The organism is Paraclostridium sp. AKS73, assembly GCF_025671395.1.
Lineage (GTDB): Bacteria > Bacillota > Clostridia > Peptostreptococcales > Peptostreptococcaceae > Paraclostridium > Paraclostridium benzoelyticum.
Genome location: NZ_JAIXHU010000017.1, coordinates 19,818 through 37,689, shown reverse-complemented (window position 1 = coordinate 37,689; position 17,872 = coordinate 19,818). Strand labels below are relative to the sequence as shown.

12 protein-coding genes and 3 pseudogenes are annotated in these 17,872 nt (G+C 31.1%); all 15 read right to left on the bottom strand.

Annotation, left to right across the window (positions count from 1 at the left end):
• Positions 1-631: 631 nt before the first annotated feature.
• The 15 genes and pseudogenes from rnr to rpoN all read right to left on the bottom strand — a co-directional run bounded on the left by rnr (position 632) and on the right by rpoN (position 17,789).
• Complete coding sequence (rnr, locus tag LEQ07_RS10810) at positions 632-2,770, bottom strand: ribonuclease R (RefSeq protein ID WP_263330670.1); 2,139 nt, start codon at positions 2,768-2,770, stop codon at positions 632-634.
• 209 nt (positions 2,771-2,979) lie between these two features.
• Positions 2,980-3,201: a preprotein translocase subunit SecG gene (gene secG / locus LEQ07_RS10805; protein WP_052169208.1), complete on the bottom strand. Its 222-nt coding sequence runs from the start codon at positions 3,199-3,201 to the stop codon at positions 2,980-2,982.
• 337 nt (positions 3,202-3,538) lie between these two features.
• Positions 3,539-4,960 (bottom strand): annotated as a pseudogene (gene pyk / locus LEQ07_RS10800) (pyruvate kinase); the annotation flags it as partial.
• A 9-nt stretch (positions 4,961-4,969) separates the two neighbouring features.
• The gene (locus tag LEQ07_RS21370) at positions 4,970-5,545 is read right to left on the bottom strand and encodes a hypothetical protein (protein WP_334307508.1); all 576 of its coding nucleotides are present in this window, start codon (positions 5,543-5,545) and stop codon (positions 4,970-4,972) included.
• Positions 5,546-5,637: 92 nt separating this feature from the next.
• Positions 5,638-6,243 (bottom strand): GntT/GntP/DsdX family permease, encoded by a 606-nt coding sequence (locus tag LEQ07_RS21365; protein WP_332842156.1) that lies wholly within the window; start codon positions 6,241-6,243, stop codon positions 5,638-5,640.
• Positions 6,244-6,274: 31 nt separating this feature from the next.
• Positions 6,275-7,417 carry a glycerate kinase family protein gene (locus tag LEQ07_RS10790; RefSeq protein ID WP_263330669.1) on the bottom strand — a complete coding sequence of 381 codons (1,143 nt, stop codon included), beginning with the start codon at positions 7,415-7,417 and terminating at the stop codon, positions 6,275-6,277.
• Between the two features lie 191 nt (positions 7,418-7,608).
• Positions 7,609-7,788, bottom strand: a complete 180-nt coding sequence (locus LEQ07_RS10785; protein WP_263330687.1) for a helix-turn-helix domain-containing protein — start codon at positions 7,786-7,788, stop codon at positions 7,609-7,611.
• 74 nt (positions 7,789-7,862) lie between these two features.
• Positions 7,863-8,708: a CdaR family transcriptional regulator gene (locus tag LEQ07_RS10780; protein WP_263330668.1), complete on the bottom strand. Its 846-nt coding sequence runs from the start codon at positions 8,706-8,708 to the stop codon at positions 7,863-7,865.
• Positions 8,709-9,017: 309 nt separating this feature from the next.
• Positions 9,018-10,310: a phosphopyruvate hydratase gene (gene eno / locus LEQ07_RS10775; RefSeq protein ID WP_195945614.1), complete on the bottom strand. Its 1,293-nt coding sequence runs from the start codon at positions 10,308-10,310 to the stop codon at positions 9,018-9,020.
• 109 nt (positions 10,311-10,419) lie between these two features.
• Entirely contained in the window at positions 10,420-11,949 is a 1,530-nt protein-coding gene (gpmI, locus tag LEQ07_RS10770; RefSeq protein ID WP_263330667.1) for a 2,3-bisphosphoglycerate-independent phosphoglycerate mutase, read from the bottom strand.
• 15 nt (positions 11,950-11,964) lie between these two features.
• The gene (gene tpiA / locus LEQ07_RS10765; protein ID WP_263330666.1) at positions 11,965-12,711 is read right to left on the bottom strand and encodes a triose-phosphate isomerase; all 747 of its coding nucleotides are present in this window, start codon (positions 12,709-12,711) and stop codon (positions 11,965-11,967) included.
• Positions 12,712-12,822: 111 nt separating this feature from the next.
• Positions 12,823-14,022 (bottom strand): phosphoglycerate kinase, encoded by a 1,200-nt coding sequence (locus LEQ07_RS10760; protein ID WP_046822996.1) that lies wholly within the window; start codon positions 14,020-14,022, stop codon positions 12,823-12,825.
• Between the two features lie 237 nt (positions 14,023-14,259).
• Complete coding sequence (gene gap, locus LEQ07_RS10755) at positions 14,260-15,267, bottom strand: type I glyceraldehyde-3-phosphate dehydrogenase (protein WP_046822995.1); 1,008 nt, start codon at positions 15,265-15,267, stop codon at positions 14,260-14,262.
• A gap of 58 nt (positions 15,268-15,325) precedes the next feature.
• Positions 15,326-16,293: pseudogene (locus LEQ07_RS10750) on the bottom strand (sugar-binding transcriptional regulator).
• 198 nt (positions 16,294-16,491) lie between these two features.
• Positions 16,492-17,789 (bottom strand): annotated as a pseudogene (gene rpoN / locus LEQ07_RS10745) (RNA polymerase factor sigma-54).
• Positions 17,790-17,872 lie beyond the last annotated feature (83 nt).

Below are 17,872 nucleotides of genomic sequence, written 5' to 3'. Positions count from 1 at the left end.
AATAATAGCAGCTAAGGTATTTGAAACAATCTCAAAGAAAGTAGGTGAATCAAATTAGCGTATTACCACGGATACTGTTTTTAATAATCATACTTAAAATTTTAAATGATACATTTAAATCAATTAAAAATAACTTTTCGAAAGAAATTAGAAGTACATCAAATTTCCCAGAAATTCTATATAGAAAAGTACTAAACGTAACAGACTTCGTAGACTTATTATTCTACATATTATTAAGTATCATCTTAATAATAAACAAACACTTGGATATATACTATTACCTAATACCGGCGTATATAATCCTAAGAGTATCACTAACGTACATAACACTATGTGCAAAAAAATCATCACAATCATAAAAAAGGGTTGATATGTTTGCTTATGTAACACTTAAAGGCCGCGACTTTTAGGCCTTTGTGTGAAAGAAGCAAACATATCACCCCTCTTTTTTCATACAACAGAGAGAGTTTGGAATTGTTGTTTACGGAACACTTAAATTCCATCCACCCTTCAAACAAAGATTATTTATAAAAAGGGAGAGTTCGAATTTGTTATTTCTGAAATACTTAAAGACCGCGCTCTTTAGGTCTTTGTATGAAAGAAATAATAATTCGAACTCTCCCAGCTTTAATTAATTTTGTTCTATTTTTTCTAGAAGTTTAAAGTCTATCTCTTTAAAATCTACATTAACTTTTTCAACTTTAATCTTAACAACATCACCGATTCTATACATTTTCTTAGTTCTCTCACCTAAAATAGTGAAAGTATTCTCATCAAATATATAATAATCATCGCTCATATCTGCAAGTCTAACTAAACCTTCAACAGTATTATCTAACTCAATAAACATACCAAAAGAAGTTACACTTGAAACAATACCTATAAACTCTTCTCCAACTCTATCTTCCATATATCTAGCTTTATAAATATCTTTAACATCTCTTTCAGCAAGTTCTGCTTCTCTTTCTCTTTCTGATGATTGAGTAGAAGCATAATCAACTATTTGAGCTAATTGATCTTGTCTCTTTTGACTTATCTTACCGTTTAAGAACTCTTTTATAATTCTATGAATTTGTAAATCTGGATATCTTCTTATAGGTGAAGTAAAGTGAGAATAATATTGAGCAGCTAATCCAAAGTGACCTACACACTCAGGTGAATATCTAGCTTGTTTTAAAGAACGCAACATGATAGTACTTATAGCTTTTTCTTCTGTCTTACCATGTATTTGATCTATTATACCTTGTAATGCTTTAGGATGAACACTTTCTAAATCTCCTTTTATAACATATCCAAAAGTAGATATAAACTTATTTAAAGTTTCTATCTTCTCATGTGCAGGAGTCTCATGAACTCTATAAACAAAAGGCATATTTAACCAGAAGAAATGTTCTGCTACAGTTTCATTTGTTATTAACATGAACTCTTCTATTATTCTGTTAGATATTCTTCTTTCATATTGTTTTATATCAACAACATCGCCATCATTATTTAATATTATTTTAGCTTCAGGGAAATCAAAATCTATAGCCCCACGCTTTTCTCTTCTCTTCATTAATATTCTAGCTAGTTTTTCAGCATTGAAGAAATCATCAGCTACCTTAGCAAATGTCTTTTTAAGTTTCTCATCATCTTTTTCAAGAATATCCGATACTTCTGTATAAGTCATTCTAGCTTTTGAATTTATTATCGTTTCCTTTATATCATGCTTAACTACATCACCTTTATGGTCTATTTCCATAAATACTGATAATGTAAGCTTATCTTCAAACGGATTTAAACTACATACTCCATTAGATAAAGTTTTAGGTAACATAGGTATTACCTTATCAACTAAATAAACAGAAGTTGCTCTTTTTAAAGCTTCCTTATCTAACTTACTCTTTTCTTTTACATAGTGAGTAACGTCAGCTATATGAACTCCTAATTTATAGTTTCCATTATCTAATACTTCTATAGATACAGCGTCATCTAAGTCTTTAGCATCTTCACCATCTATAGTGAATATATTCATATCTCTTAAATCTAATCTTCTATCTATTTCTTCTTGTGGTATTTCGATAGCTACTTTTTCAGCTTCATCTAATACCTTTTTAGGGAACTCTTCAGGAAGACCATGTTCTCTTATTACAGATGCAATCTCAACATATCTGTCCCCTTTTTGCCCTAATATTTCTATTATTTTACCTTCTGGTTTTCTATCTTCTGTTGGCCATTGAGTTATTCTACAAACTACTTTGTCATTTCCTCTAGCTCCATTGAAAAATTTCTTAGGTATAAATATATCTTTATTAAACTTCTTATTGTCTGGTAAGACAAATCCAAAGTTTTTGCTTTCTTGGAAAGTTCCTACAACATCAGTTATAGCTCTTTCTACAACTTTTATAATTCTACCTTCTGCTCTTTTTTCATCAGTTGCTGGAGTTGTGATCTCAGCTATAACTCTATCATTATGCATTGCTCCATTAAGACTATCAGCAGGTATAAATAAATCTTGTGTATACTCTTCATCAGATTCTACAAATCCAAATCCTTTTTTATGAGATACTAGCTTACCTACAAAAAGTCCCATCTGATTTGGAGATGTGTATTTCCCTTTTTTAGTAAGTATTAAATACCCAGATTCTACTAATTCATCTAAAAAGTTATAGAACATAGGCATTTCTGTATGATGTATATCAAATATCATTGCTAATTCTTCTTTTTTTAGAGGATTGTATGCTGCTTCTGATATAAGTCCCAACAATTTTTGTTTTAATTCTTCACCCATTGTTTTCCTCCTATTAATTTAGTTATTACTTTATACTATGCTTTCACTAAATATTTTTCCCATTTTATTTATATAAATTACAATAAGATTAATTATCCATAAATTATATCATTAAATGGTTATAATGGTAAATTCTGTTTTATATGATAATAAAAAACAATTACGTTAATCGTAATTGTCATCTTATGTGTAAAATAAATTCAATTTTATTATTTAACTAAAAGTATTGCCATAGCATTTAAGAAAAATAATACTGCACTTATTTTAGTTACTCTTGCTAAAAATGCTTCTTTTCCTTTTGGTTTAAAGTAACTTTGAGTTCCCTCTCCACCAAATTCAGTAGGTACAGCACTCTTAGTATCTTGTGGTAATATACTTACTACTAAAATTATAGATATTACTACCTGTACTCCCATTAATACATTAAACATAGCTATCCTCCTACATTTATAATCACTAATATAGCATAATTTTAGTGTAGCATAATAATATACTACATTCAAGCTATAAAGTCAATCTTGTTGTATTATTACCCAATCTTAACCATAATAATCCACCCTCGAAACTTTCCTTTTTCCCCTCATAAACGTCCGAAAGGTTAGTGTATAAGTTTTAACGCTCTTTAAAGCTTCTTTCTAGTTTTGGGAGCAAAACTTCTTTTCCTCCTCATAAACGTCCGAAGGGTGAATATGTCAGTTCCAGCGCCCTTTAAAGCATCTTTTCAGCTTTGGAAGCGGAACTAACATATTCACCCGAGGACTACCTATCTATTGAGTGAACTTTTATCATATTTGTAGTACCTGATATACCAGTTGGCACACCTGCACTTATAACAACTAAATCACCTTGATTTAAATAATTTAACTCTGTAACAGCCTTTATAGAATTATCTATCATATCATCTGTATTTGCTACATTAGATGTCTTTATAGGATACACTCCCCAAGTTAAAGCTAATCTTCTCATAACACCTTCATCTTCTGTAGTTGCAATTATTGGACATTGTGGTCTAAACTTAGAAACCATTCTTGCTGTATGTCCACTTGATGTAAATGTTATTATTGATGCTGCATCTAAATCTATTGCAGTTGTACATGTAGCATGGCTTATAGCATTTGTTACATTAACATCTTTTAACTTTTTCTTTTTAAGTAACTCATTATAATTTAAAGTTTCTTCTGTTCTCTTAGCTATTGTAGCCATAGTTCTTACAGCTTCAACTGGATACTTACCTGCTGCAGTTTCTCCTGATAACATTATTGCATCTGTCCCATCATATATTGCATTTGCAACATCTGTCACTTCAGCTCTGGTTGGTCTAGGATTTCTAATCATAGAATCTAACATTTGAGTTGCTGTTATTACAGGCTTACCTAACTCATTACATTTTCTTATCATCATCTTTTGAGCTATTGGTATTTCTTCTGTAGGAATTTCAACTCCTAAATCTCCTCTTGCTACCATTATTCCATCAGAAACTTTTATTATATCGTCTATATTATCTATACCTTCTTGATTTTCTATCTTAGATATTATTTGTATATGCGTTGCATTATTATTTTCTAAAACTTCTCTTATAGCTAAAACATCAGATGCTTTTCTAACAAAAGATGCTGCTATATAGTCAATACCTTGTCCTATACCAAATTCTATATCACTTATATCTTTTTGAGTAAGTGCTGGTAAATTTATTTTTACCCCTGGTACGTTAACACCTTTGTGATTTTTAACTATTCCTGAATTTTCTACTATACAAATTATCTCATCACCTTGAACTTCCTCAACTCTTAATCCTACTAATCCATCATCTATTAATATAGTATCTCCAGGTACTACATCTTCTGCTAATCCTTTATAACTTACTGTACATTTATTTTTATCACCCATAACATCTTTCATTGTTATAGTGAACTTTTGAGCTTCTTCTAATAATACTTCAGGTGCATCAAAGTTTCCTGTTCTTATCTCTGGACCTTTTGTATCTAATAATATAGCTATTGGTTCATTTAAATCTTCTCTAACTTTTTTAACTATATCCATTCTTTGTTTATGTTCTTCATGTGATCCATGAGAGAAGTTAAATCTACATACATTTAATCCATTTTCTACAAGCTCTTTTAATATTTCTTCTTTATCTGATGCTGGTCCTAGCGTACATACTATCTTAGTTCTTTTTCTATTGTTTATCATAGTCGCCTCCTAAAGTATTATTCCCCACATTATAGTTGAAATTATTGTCATTGAAAGTCCTATTAAAGACTCATATGGTATTAACATTAAACGCTCGCCTATACTCATGTTAGTAGCTCCTGCTGTTGCATGGAAGAATGATCCATGTGGTAAATGATCAAGTACTGTTGCTCCTGTGTGTACCATTGCTCCACCTGCTAATGGTGATACCCCAGATGCTATTATAGCTGGTGCAAATGTCGCTGATGCTATTGTTGCTCCTGCTGTTGTAGATGCAGTAGCCGCTGACATTAATACTCCTGATATTGGTGCTAATAAGAATGCTGGCATATGAACTGCGCTTAATACAGCTATTGTTGTTTGCTGTAATGTTGATGCTTTTATTATTCCTGCTACTGTTCCAGTTCCTATTAATAATATTGCAACTGGCATCATTTTTGATAAACCAAATGTTACGTATTCATTAATATTTTTTATTTTTCCCATAGCCAATGCTCCAACTATACCTCCTACTGGAAGTGCTATAAGTGGATCGATTGATATTCCTGCTATAGGTCTTAATGCTAATAACATTATAGCTACCACAGGTCCTACTATTGCTGATATAAATGATGGTAATTCTACCTTTTCACTTTCATTTTCTATCTCATCTTCTATTTCTTGTAATTTTTTAGATTTTATTTTTTACCTAGCATATTTGCTAATATAACTGTTACTATAAGTCCTACTATTGCTGGTATTATATTTGCTGCCATTAATGATGATAAATCTACCCCAAAGTTTTCTGCTGCTGATATAGTGTTTGGATTTGGAGATATTACATTTCCTGCTTTTCCTCCACCTATCATAGCTAAAAGTATAACCATTGGCGCATATCCTATTTTCTTAGCTATTGCTAATGCTATTGGAGCTACTGTTATAACTGCTACATCTACGAATACTCCAACTGATGTTAATATCATAGTTGATAATGCTAATGCGAATAATGCTCTTTTTTCACCTAGTGTTTTTATAATTTGATCTGCAATTTTAGCTGCTGCACCTGTTTTTATTAATACTCCAGCTAAAACCCCAGATGTTACTATACGAAGGATTGCCGGCATTATGTCTTTTGCTCCAGTCATCATTACATCTACTGTGCCTGTAAGACCTGCACCACCTACTAATCCACCTACTACTGCTCCTAGTATTAAACTGTAAGCCGGATGAAATTTCTTTATTATAAGTATTATCGATAATAAAAGTCCTAGTATTGCTCCTAGTGTTGTTATTTGTACTTCCATCTTCGTCCACCGCCTTATTTTTTAGTTTTGATTAGTTCTTTACTGCTTTTATAAGGTTAAATATCTGTATTGTTGATTCAATCATGTTTTGAGTTGCATTTTCTTTTTTCATTGCTTCATCTATTGTCATAGCCTTGTTTACTATAGAGAAATAAGCATCTATACCTTCTTCATTACATTTAACTGCATCTGGTGTTGTACATCCTGCTATTGCTATTACTTTTGCTCCATGTTTTTTAGCTAACTTAGCTACTCCTATTGGTGCCTTTCCCATAGCAGTTTGATTGTCTAATCTTCCTTCTCCTGTTATAACAATATCTGCATCCTTTACTACTTCTTCTAACTTTATTTCATCTAAAATTATTTTTATTCCTGACTCTAATTTAGAATTTAAAAATCCTAAGAATCCAAATCCTAGTCCTCCAGCTGCTCCTGAGCCTTCTATGTGAGCTATATCTTTTCCTAAATCTTTTTTCACAACTTCTGCAAAGTTTTTAAGTCCTTTATCTAATTCCTTTACTATTTCTTCATTTGCTCCTTTTTGAGGTCCATATATATAAGCTGCTCCATTTTCACCATATAAAGGATTGTTTACATCACATGCTATCTTGAAATTACACTGATCTAGTTCTTTTAATTTGTTATCTGTTTTTATTCTTTTTATTTGATTTAAAACTTTTCCACCTAGTTCCACTAAGTTATCGTTTTCATCATAAAACTCAAATCCTAATGCTTGAAGCATGCCTACACCACAATCATTTGTAGCACTTCCACCTATTCCAACTATGAAGTTTCTACATCCTTTTTCTATTGCTTCTTTTATTATTTCTCCAACTCCATAAGTTGTTGTATTTAAAGGATTTCTAAGTTCTGCTGGAACTAATGGTAATCCTGACGCTTGAGCCATTTCTATTATTGCTGTATTTGTTTCTTTTAATATTCCATAAGTTGCATTTACTTTTTCATTTATAGGTCCTGTTACACTTATTACTTTTTCTTCTCCGTTCATACCTTGTACTAGGGCTTCTACAGTTCCTTCGCCTCCATCTGCAAGGGGCATTATAACTACATCTGATTTATTATCAACACTTAATATTCCTTTTTTAATTGCATTTGCTGCTTCTATCGAAGTTAAACTTCCTTTTAACGAATCTATCGAAATTACTATTTTCATTTTTGTCGCCTCCCTTTGATATTTTCATTATAACAAATTCGCTTTTCTAACCGAATGTTACGTATACTAAATAATACAACTTTATTTAATTTTATTTTGGTACTTATACCATTGAAAAGCTATTCCATTAATGCTTCAAATAAAAAATACCATATCAAAAACTATTTTATTTTGATATGGTACTTTTTATTTTAATTAAATTTTGATAATCGTATAGCTATTGCTATATATAAAACTACAGATTCTTTAAAACATCTAGGATTTAGTCCACTTCTTTGATAAATTCTCTCTAATCTATACTGTAAAGTATTTTTATGAATATATAATTCTTCAGATGTTGCTTTTAATGACATATCATTTTTATAATAAATTTCTAATAATTTTATATCTTCATCATCTAAGTTCTTTAAAACTTTTTCTAGATATTGATTTTTAATTTCTAGATCTAGATTTCTAATATTAACTCTAAATCTAAATCATCTATATAAGTTAATATCTTATTATTTTTTTTAGAATACTGAAGTGCTATTCTAGCTTCTTGATATGATTTATGAGTATCATATAAATCTTTTAATCTTCCTACTCCACCGTTTAGCTTATCTTTATATTTATTTAGTATATCCATATAAACAAGTTTAAGTTTTTCATACTTTTGCTCATTTACTAAAGCTATACATTCATTAGGATAAACATATATTTTGAAGATATTACCTATAGAATCAAATACCTTACTTATATCTTCTTCTATAATTTCTACTTCTCTATCATTATGATTCTTCTTGATTTTCATAAGTACAACAGCAAACTTTTGATTTACTCCTATCCCAAATTGCTCTAAAATACTTTCAATCTCATTTTTGTCTTCTATACTATCATATATAAGAGACTTAACTACATAATTTATTCTTTGCTTATCTGCCTCATATTTATAATTTAGCTCTTGCTCTTTTATAAATATTTCCGTTATCTTCGTTACTAAAAAACCATATTTACTTACTTCACTTGGTTCTCCAGTTATTCCAATAGCCCCTATTGCATCTTTATTAATTTTTATAGGGTAATTTATTCCTTTTTTACTACCTTCATACTCAGAATTATCTTCAACAGTTATATTACTAAGAGTCTTCACAGCCTTATATCCAGCCTGATGAAATGTATTCAACCTATTCTTATCAGTACTCCCAATTATAACTCCATTTTTATCAATGAAATTTATATCCTTATCTACAACTTCCTTAACTGCATTCACTATCTCTTGAGCTAAATTCTTACTAATTTTATTTATAGCCATAACATAACCTTCTTCACAAATACTTTAACATAAATCATGTTCAAATATAATCTTTCCCAAACCTCAAACAAACTTTCATTTTAATGGTGCATATTTTATTTCCAACACCCTTTAAAGCATCTTTTCAGTTTTTAAGTTTTTTCCAAAATGTCTGCAGGGTGAATATATTAGTTTCAGCGCCCTTTAAAGCATTTTTTCAGCTTTGGAAGCGAAACTAATATATTCACCCGAGGACCGAAAGGTTATAAAACTGAAAAGAGCCTTAGTAAACTAAGACTCTTTTTTAGCATTTATCTATATAATTTGAGGTTATTTCTTTAAGTTATAGAATGAGTTTAATCCGCAGTATCTAGCAGACTCACCTATCATCTCTTCTATTCTTAATAATTGGTTGTACTTAGCAACTCTATCAGTTCTTGATGGAGCACCAGTTTTTATTTGACCAGCATTTACAGCTACTGCTAAGTCAGCTATAGTAGTATCTTCAGTTTCTCCAGATCTATGAGATATAACTGCAGTGTATCCAGCTCTCTTAGCCATTTCTATAGCATCTAAAGTCTCAGTTAAAGTACCTATTTGGTTAACTTTTACTAGTATAGAGTTTGCTACACCAGCTTCTATTCCTCTTTCTAATCTTTCAGTATTAGTAACAAATAAGTCGTCTCCAACTAATTGTAATTTGTTTCCTAATCTGTCAGTTAATACTTTCCATCCATCCCAATCTTCTTCGTCTAATCCATCTTCTATAGTTATTATAGGGAAGTTGTTAGCCCAATCTTCATATAAATCAACCATTTCAGCAGAAGTTAATTCTTTTCCTTCTCCAGCTAAAACGTATTTTTTAGTTTCTTTGTTGTACATTTCTGTAGCAGCAACGTCAAGTCCTAACATAACGTCTTTTCCTGGCTCGTATCCAGCTTTTGATATAGCTTCAACTATTAATTCTAAAGCAGCTCTGTTTGAATCTAAGTTTGGAGCGAATCCACCCTCGTCACCAACACCACAAGCTAATCCATTTTCACCTAAAACTTTCTTTAATGAATGGAATACTTCTGCTCCCATTCTTAATCCTTCTCTGAAAGATTTAGCACCTACTGGTAATATCATGAACTCTTGAACGTCTACGTTATTATCAGCATGCTCTCCACCGTTTAGTATGTTCATCATTGGAACTGGTAATTGCTTAGCATTTACTCCACCTATGTATTGGAATAATGGTAAACCAACTTCTTCAGCAGCAGCTCTAGCTACAGCCATAGAAACACCTAATATAGCGTTCGCTCCTAATTTACCTTTGTTTGGAGTTCCATCTAATTCTATTAATAATCCATCTATTCCAGGTTGGTCTGTTGCATCCATACCTTCTAATTCAGGTGCTATTATTTCGTTAACGTTGTCAACAGCTTTCTCAACACCTTTTCCTAAGTATCTTCCTTTATCTCCATCTCTTAACTCAACTGCTTCGAAAGCTCCTGTTGATGCTCCTGATGGAACTATAGCTCTACCAGTTACTCCACTTTCTAATACTACTTCAACCTCTACAGTTGGGTTTCCTCTTGAATCTAATACTTCTCTAGCGTATACTAAATCGATTAATGACATAATTATGTCTCCTTTCAAGTTTATATATTAAAGTTTTAAATATATATCTATATTATATTATAAATATTGGTAATTAATAGTATTTAATGTAATCTTTTGTAAAATTACATTACTTTTGTATTAATGAATCTCCAGTCATTTCTTCTGGTTTTTGTAAATTCATTATGTCAAGTACAGTTGGCGCTATATCAGATAATCTTCCACCTTCTCTAAGTTTAGAAGACTTGTATTCATCACCAACAACCATAAATGGTACTGGGTTAGTTGAGTGCGCAGTTATAGTTGTTTTAGTTTCTGGATCTTGCATTAATTCTGCATTACCATGGTCAGCTGTTATTAAAGCTACTCCACCTTTTTCTAAAACTTTATTTGTAACTTGTCCAACACATTTATCAACTTCCTCTACAGCCTTAACTGCTGCTTCTATAACTCCAGTATGTCCAACCATATCTGGGTTAGCATAGTTTAGTACTATAAAGTCATATTTATCTTCATCTATAGCTTTTAACATTTTTTCTGTTAATTCATCAGCACTCATTTCAGGTTGTAAATCGTATGTTGCAACCTTTGGAGATGGTACTAATAATCTATCTTCACCTTTGTTTGGTTCTTCAACTCCACCATTAAAGAAGAAAGTAACATGAGCATATTTTTCTGTTTCAGCAGCTCTTAATTGAGTTTTACCGTTTTTAGCTAAATATTCTCCTAATGTATTTTCTAAGCTTTGTGGCTTGAATGCTACGTGTACATTTTTTATAGTTATGTCATATGTAGTTAAACAAACAAAGTAAGTTTTCATACATGGTCTTTCAAATCCAACAAATTCATCGCAAACTAATGCTCTTGTTATTTGTCTTGCTCTATCTGGTCTAAAGTTACCAAATATTATAGAGTCATTTTCTTTTATAAGACCTACTGGGTTTCCGTCTTCAACTATTACAGTTGGTAGTACGAATTCATCAGTCTTGTTTTCTTTATAAGCTTTTTCTACAGCTTCTTTTGCAGAAGTAGCAGTTTCGCCTTTTCCATCAACCATAGCTTCATAAGCTAGTTGTATTCTTTCCCATCTTTTATCTCTATCCATAGCATAGTATCTCCCAGATACTGATGCAAATTTCCCCACTCCTACTTCTTGCATGTATTTTTCAACATCTTCGATGAATGTTAAAGCACTCTTTGGATCAGTGTCTCTACCATCTGTGAATGCATGAACATATACATTTTCAACACCATTTTCTTTAGCCATTTTTATTAAAGCTTTTAAATGGTCTATATGTGAATGAACTCCTCCATTAGATAGTAATCCCATTAAATGAAGTGAATGTTCTTTCCCATTTTTCATTGCTTCTAATAAGACATCATTTTTGAAAAGTTCTCCATCTTCTATTGCCTTACTAACTCTAGTTAAATCTTGATATACTATTCTTCCTGCTCCGATGTTAGTGTGTCCTACTTCTGAGTTACCCATTTGTCCATCTGGAAGCCCAACATCAAGACCACTAGCTTGTATTAAAGTATGAGGGTAGTTTTCATGTAATTTGTCTAAGTTAGGAGTTTTTGCACTTGCTACTGCATTTCCTATCTTTACTTCACTACATCCAAAACCGTCCATTATTATTAATGCTACTGGTTTTTTCATGTCTTTTTTCACTCCTTAGAAATTAACAAGTTCTGTGAAGTCAGCTGGTTGTAGACTAGCTCCACCAACTAAAGCTCCATCTATATCAGTTTGGTTCATTATTTCTGATACATTAGAAGGTTTTACACTTCCTCCGTATTGTATTCTTACTTCTTCTGATATTTCTTCTCCGTATAATCCTTTAACTACTTCTCTAACATATGCTATTACATCGTTAGCTTGCTCAGCAGTTGCAGTTTTTCCAGTTCCTATAGCCCATATTGGCTCATAAGCTATAACAACTTTTTTCATATCTTCTGCAGTTACATTTTCTAAAGCTTTTTCAGTTTGAACTTTACAAACATCTTTAGTTTTATCTGCTTCTCTTTCTTCTAAAGTTTCACCTATACATAATATTGGATCTATTCCAACTTCTAAAGCTTTTAATACTTTCTTGTTTACTGTTTCGTTAGTTTCATTGAAGTATTGTCTTCTTTCAGAATGTCCTAATACTACATAATCTATATCTAATTCTTTTAACATAGGTGCAGATATTTCTCCTGTAAATGCTCCGTTATCTGCATAGTGCATATTTTGAGCACCTATTTTTATAGGAGTTCCTTTTGTAGCTTCCTTTAAATCTTTTAATAAAGTGAAAGGAGCACATATAACTGCCTCTACATCTGTATTATTTACTTTTCCTTTTATCTCATTAACAAACTCTACAGCTTCTGCTATAGTTTTGTGCATTTTCCAGTTTCCTGCTATTATAGGTTTTCTCATTTTTACTTCCTCCATTACTATAAATTGAATATAGTACTTTTTGTTTACAGTAGATAAAATCAAATTTATCTACTGTAAGCTATATATATAATTATTGATAAAATTTAAGGCTTATTTATTGTCTAATGCTGATATACCTGGTAAGTCTTTACCTTCTAAGAATTCTAGAGAAGCTCCTCCACCTGTAGAAACGTGAGTCATCTTATCTCCAAATCCTAATTGGTTAACAGCTGCTGCAGAGTCTCCTCCACCTATTACTGTTGTAGCATTTTCTAAAGCTGCCATAGTTTTAGCAACAGCTAATGTTCCTTTTGCAAAGTTTTCAAATTCGAAAACTCCCATAGGTCCATTCCATACTATTGTTTTAGAAGCATTTACTGTATTTACGTATTCTTCTATAGTTTTTGGTCCTATATCTAGTCCCATGAATCCTTCTGGTATGTTTGCATCTTCAGTTATAACTGGAGCAACATCTGCAAATTTATTACTGGCAGCATTATCTATTGGTAATAATAATTTAACACCTTTAGCTTTTGCTTTTTCCATCATTTCTTTAGCATATTCTACCTTATCTTCTTCAACTAATGAAGTTCCTATTTGGTATCCTTGAGCTTTTAAGAATGTGTACGCCATTCCTCCACCTATTATTAGGTTGTCTACTTTTTCTAATAATTCATTTATAACAGCTATCTTATCAGAAACTTTTGCTCCTCCTAATATAGCAGTGAAAGGTCTTACTGGATTAGCTACAGCTTCTCCTAAGAACTTTAATTCTTTTTGTATTAAGTATCCGCAAACTTTTTCATTTAAGAACTCTCCAGCCCCAACTGTTGAACAGTGAGCTCTATGAGCAGTTCCGAATGCATCATTTACAAATATTTCAGCTAATGAAGCTAACTCTTTAGAGAAGTTTTCTTCATTTTTAGTTTCTTCTTTTCTATATCTAGTATTTTCTAATAATACTATATCTCCGTTTTCCATTTTTTCTACAGCAGTTTTTGCATTTTCCCCTACAACGTTTTCGTCAGCTGCAAATACTACTTCTTTACCTAACATTTCAGATAATCTTTTAGCTACTGGTGCTAAAGATAATTCTGGCTTAGCTTCACCTTTTGGTTTTCCTAAGTGAGAGCATAATATAACCTTTGCTCCGTTCTCTACTAAGTATTTTATAGTAGGCATAGCTCCGTTTAATCTATTTTCATCAGTTATAACCCCATCCTTTAAAGGTACGTTGAAGTCACATCTAACTAAAACTTTTTTACCGCACACATTTATATCTTCTATCGTTTTCTTATTAAGCATTGACATGGTACTATCTCCTCTCAAAAAATGTTTTCCACAAATCAGTATATCATATTTATGCTTTTTGACCAATAAAGTATGTCACATTTATAAAAATTTACTTTTCTTGATATACTTGTTTTTGCTGATTTATAATCAAATTTTTGTCTAGTACGATCTATAATCGTAAAAAAGTCCAGAGCCCGTAGTGTTAAACTACAAACCCGGACTTTTTTAAAGCCTGTATATTTTTATTTATACGAATTACTTAGCTAAGTTAGCGAAGTATCCTAAAGTTCTTATTAATTGAGAAGTGTAAGACATTTCATTGTCATACCAAGAAACAACTTTAACTAATTGCTCTCCGTTTACTTCCATAACTTTTGTTTGAGTTGCATCGAATAATGATCCGAACTCTATTCCTACTATGTCTGAAGATACTAATGGCTCTTCAGTGTATCCGAAAGATTCATTAGATGCAGCTTGCATTTCAGCATTTATTTCTTCTACAGTTACTTTTTTATCTAATGTACAAACTAATTCAGTTAAAGAACCAGTTATAACTGGAACTCTTTGAGCTCCTCCGTCTAATTTACCTTTTAATTCTGGTATAACTAAACCTATAGCTTTTGCAGCTCCTGTAGTGTTAGGAACTATGTTAGAAGCAGCAGCTCTAGCTCTTCTTAAGTCTCCTTTAGCATGAGGACCATCTAAAGTATTTTGGTCATTAGTGTATGCATGTATTGTAGTCATGAATCCTTTTTGTAATCCGAATTTATCATTTAAAGTTTTAGCCATTGGTGCTAAACAGTTAGTTGTACAAGAAGCCCCTGATATAACTGTTTCGCTTCCATCTAATATGTCATGGTTAACGTTAAATACTACTGTTTTTAAGTCTCCTGTTGCAGGTGCTGATATAACAACTTTTTTAGCTCCAGCTTCTAAATGAAGACCAGCTTTTTCTTGAGAAGTGAAGAATCCAGTACACTCTAATACTATATCAACGTTTAACTCTTTCCAAGGTAAGTCTGCAGGGTTTCTCTCAGCAGTAACTTTTATTTCTTGTCCGTTAACTACGAAAGCTCCTTCTTTAACTTCTATTTCACCATTAAATCTTCCTTGAGCTGAATCATATTTGAATAAGTGAGCTAATGTCTTAGCGTCTGTTAAGTCATTTATTGCTACTACTTCAAATTTATCTGTTTGCTCCATTAATCTTCTTAGAGCTAATCTACCTATTCTTCCAAATCCATTAATTGCTACTTTAACCATTATGTTTGCCTCCCTAATATAAATGTGTATATATTTAGCTAGCTTTGCTAGTTATTAACTAATTTACTTCTAATATTTTATAAGCACTTTGTTCATCTGTAATTATAACCATATTATCATTTAACTTAGATATTGCAGTAACCGCTTCTGCTTTACTTGATCCTGCAAATATTGCTATGTTATTTTTTACAGATTTAAATGTTTCTAATTTTATTCCTACAGTATTTAATTCATATACTATTTCACCATTTTTGTTGAAATAATATCCAAATGCTTCACCTACAGCCCCTTTAGATAAAATTTCTTCAACTTGCTCTTTTGGTAATTTTCTTCTTGTAGCCATTTCATCTGCTCTTCCAATTCCAAATACAAGTATATCTGTGTTTAAAACAAAATTTAATGTTTTGTGTATTTCTGGTTCTAAACTAAGCGTTTTCATTGCTTCTACACCTAGTTCATCTGGTACATGAAGTAATTTGTAATGTGCTCCTAATTTTTTCCTAATATAGCTACTATGTTATTTGATTGAGTTTCTACATCTTTTCCGACCCCTCCTCTAGCAGGAACTATAGTCGTTTGATTGTATTTTTTGTCGCTTTTTAAACTGTTGGCAAATTCTAGCATAGTACTTCCACCTGTTACTGCTACGACACTGTTGTCTTTTAGTATACTTAAGAAGTATTCAGCACCTTGTTTCGCTACATCTTTTAATAAGCTCTCATTCTTTTCAAAGTCACCAGGAACAATTATAACTTTTTTAATTCCCAATTTCTCTTTAACTCTATGTTGTAGCTGTGAAAGACCCATAACATCATTCATAATATCTTTTAGTTGATCTAAAAGATCTAATCCTTCTTCTGTAACCGTCATTCCTGAAACAGCTACATTTATTAGATTTTGCTCTTTTAAGACTTCTGTCTCTGATCTAACTATTCTTTCGCTAATCTCTAGCATATTTGATAATGTACGTCTTCCTATAGGTTCACTTAAAGATATCTGTCTTAATATAGAATATCTTCTTTCCATAATTTCTATTACCTGTGGAATTAGTTTCTTTTGTATATTAATTAAGTCATTCATTAAAAGTTACTCCTTCAATATAATTCTTATTTAAGGGACATTTATTGTCCCTTGTTCATATTTTAGTCCCACAAGTTAATTTTATTTTATAGGAAATCCTTATTAATTTCAATAGTTTTTAAAATTTTTTTATATTTAATTATTTTAATACTCTTTTCTTTTACTAGATGAAGGTATCTTTAACTCTTCTCTGTACTTGGCTACAGTACGTCTAGCTACTGAAATTCCGCTTTCCTTTAAAATTTTAGATAGTTGCTCATCACTTAACGGTTTCTTCTTATTTTCAGACTTTATTGTTTCCTTTATTATTTTTTTATGCTGGTGCTAGATGCCATTTCTTCATTTTGTGTTTCAATGGCACTGCTAAAGAAGTATTTAAATTCATATACTCCAAATGGAGTTAACATGTATTTTCCATTTACTCCTCTACTTACTGTAGATTCATGACAGTCAATTATATGAGCTATATCTTTTAATTTTAGTGGTTTTATAAATTGTGGTCCTTTATTAAAAAATTCTTCTTGGCAAGAAACTATTGTTTCTGCAATTTTTAGTATTGTATGGTTTCGGCTTTGTATATTTTTTACCAAGCTAGTAGCAGAATTTAATTTTGATTTTATAAATTCTTTAGCATCATTGTCTGATGATGTATTTCTAAGTACTTCTTTGTAAAAATTATTGATCTTTAACATATAAGAATCTTTTTCATTTTTATAAACTATAAACTCATTATCAATTTTTTCAACTATAACATCAGGTTGCACGTATACCGTTTTCTCACTGCAACACAATCTTCCCGGTCTAGGATCCAATGACTTAATTTTGTGGACTAGATTAACACATCTTTGCATTGGAATTTTGTGTTTTTTGCTTATTTCTTTAACTTTATTAGAAGCTATTAAGTCTAAATCTTCTTTGATTATATTTATTAAATCTTCGTCATATTCTCCTGCATTTTCAATTTGCAAAATTAGACATTCAACTAAATCTCTAGCTCCAACTCCTATAGGATCTAGCTGTTGAACTTTTTTTAAACACTCTAAAAATGTATTTTCATCTACATTTAACTCTTTTAACTCGTTCAACATTATTTCTTCTGAAAATCTTAGATATCCATCTTCATCCAAGCTATCAATTATGTAATTACAAACTTCTTTTTCTAGTTGACTAATTTTGTATAATCCTATTTGAAGACTTAAGTGTTCATATAAATTAACATCTTCCCTTATCATATTTTCTAGATTTAAATCATTATCTGGATTATAATTTACTTCTCTTTTATATCCGGTATCCATATTTTTTATGTAAGCTTCCCAGTCTATTTCCTCTTTTCGTTCTATATCTAATAAGGGATTTTCCTCTGATTCTTTTCTTATCTCTTCTTCTAATTCAACTTTACTCATATTGAGTATTGCTAATGACTGTTTTAGCTGTGTAGTCATCACCAGCTTTTGAGATTGAGTTAATTCTAGCCTGTTGTTAAAGTTCAAATTTTTCACCCCGCTTTTATTTTTTCAATCCAAAA

Excerpts from the sequence above, each read along its gene's own strand:
- rnr (WP_263330670.1), bottom strand. The coding sequence starts at position 2,770 with ATGGGTGAAGAATTAAAACAAAAATTGTTGGGACTTATATCAGAAGCA.
- secG (WP_052169208.1), bottom strand. The coding sequence starts at position 3,201 with ATGTTTAATGTATTAATGGGAGTACAGGTAGTAATATCTATAATTTTA.
- LEQ07_RS21365 (WP_332842156.1), bottom strand. The coding sequence starts at position 6,243 with ATGGAAGTACAAATAACAACACTAGGAGCAATACTAGGACTTTTATTA.
- LEQ07_RS10790 (WP_263330669.1), bottom strand. The coding sequence starts at position 7,417 with ATGAAAATAGTAATTTCGATAGATTCGTTAAAAGGAAGTTTAACTTCG.
- LEQ07_RS10780 (WP_263330668.1), bottom strand. The coding sequence starts at position 8,708 with ATGGCTATAAATAAAATTAGTAAGAATTTAGCTCAAGAGATAGTGAAT.
- eno (WP_195945614.1), bottom strand. The coding sequence starts at position 10,310 with ATGTCATTAATCGATTTAGTATACGCTAGAGAAGTATTAGATTCAAGA.
- gpmI (WP_263330667.1), bottom strand. The coding sequence starts at position 11,949 with ATGAAAAAACCAGTAGCATTAATAATAATGGACGGTTTTGGATGTAGT.
- tpiA (WP_263330666.1), bottom strand. The coding sequence starts at position 12,711 with ATGAGAAAACCTATAATAGCAGGAAACTGGAAAATGCACAAAACTATA.
- LEQ07_RS10760 (WP_046822996.1), bottom strand. The coding sequence starts at position 14,022 with ATGTCAATGCTTAATAAGAAAACGATAGAAGATATAAATGTGTGCGGT.
- gap (WP_046822995.1), bottom strand. The coding sequence starts at position 15,267 with ATGGTTAAAGTAGCAATTAATGGATTTGGAAGAATAGGTAGATTAGCT.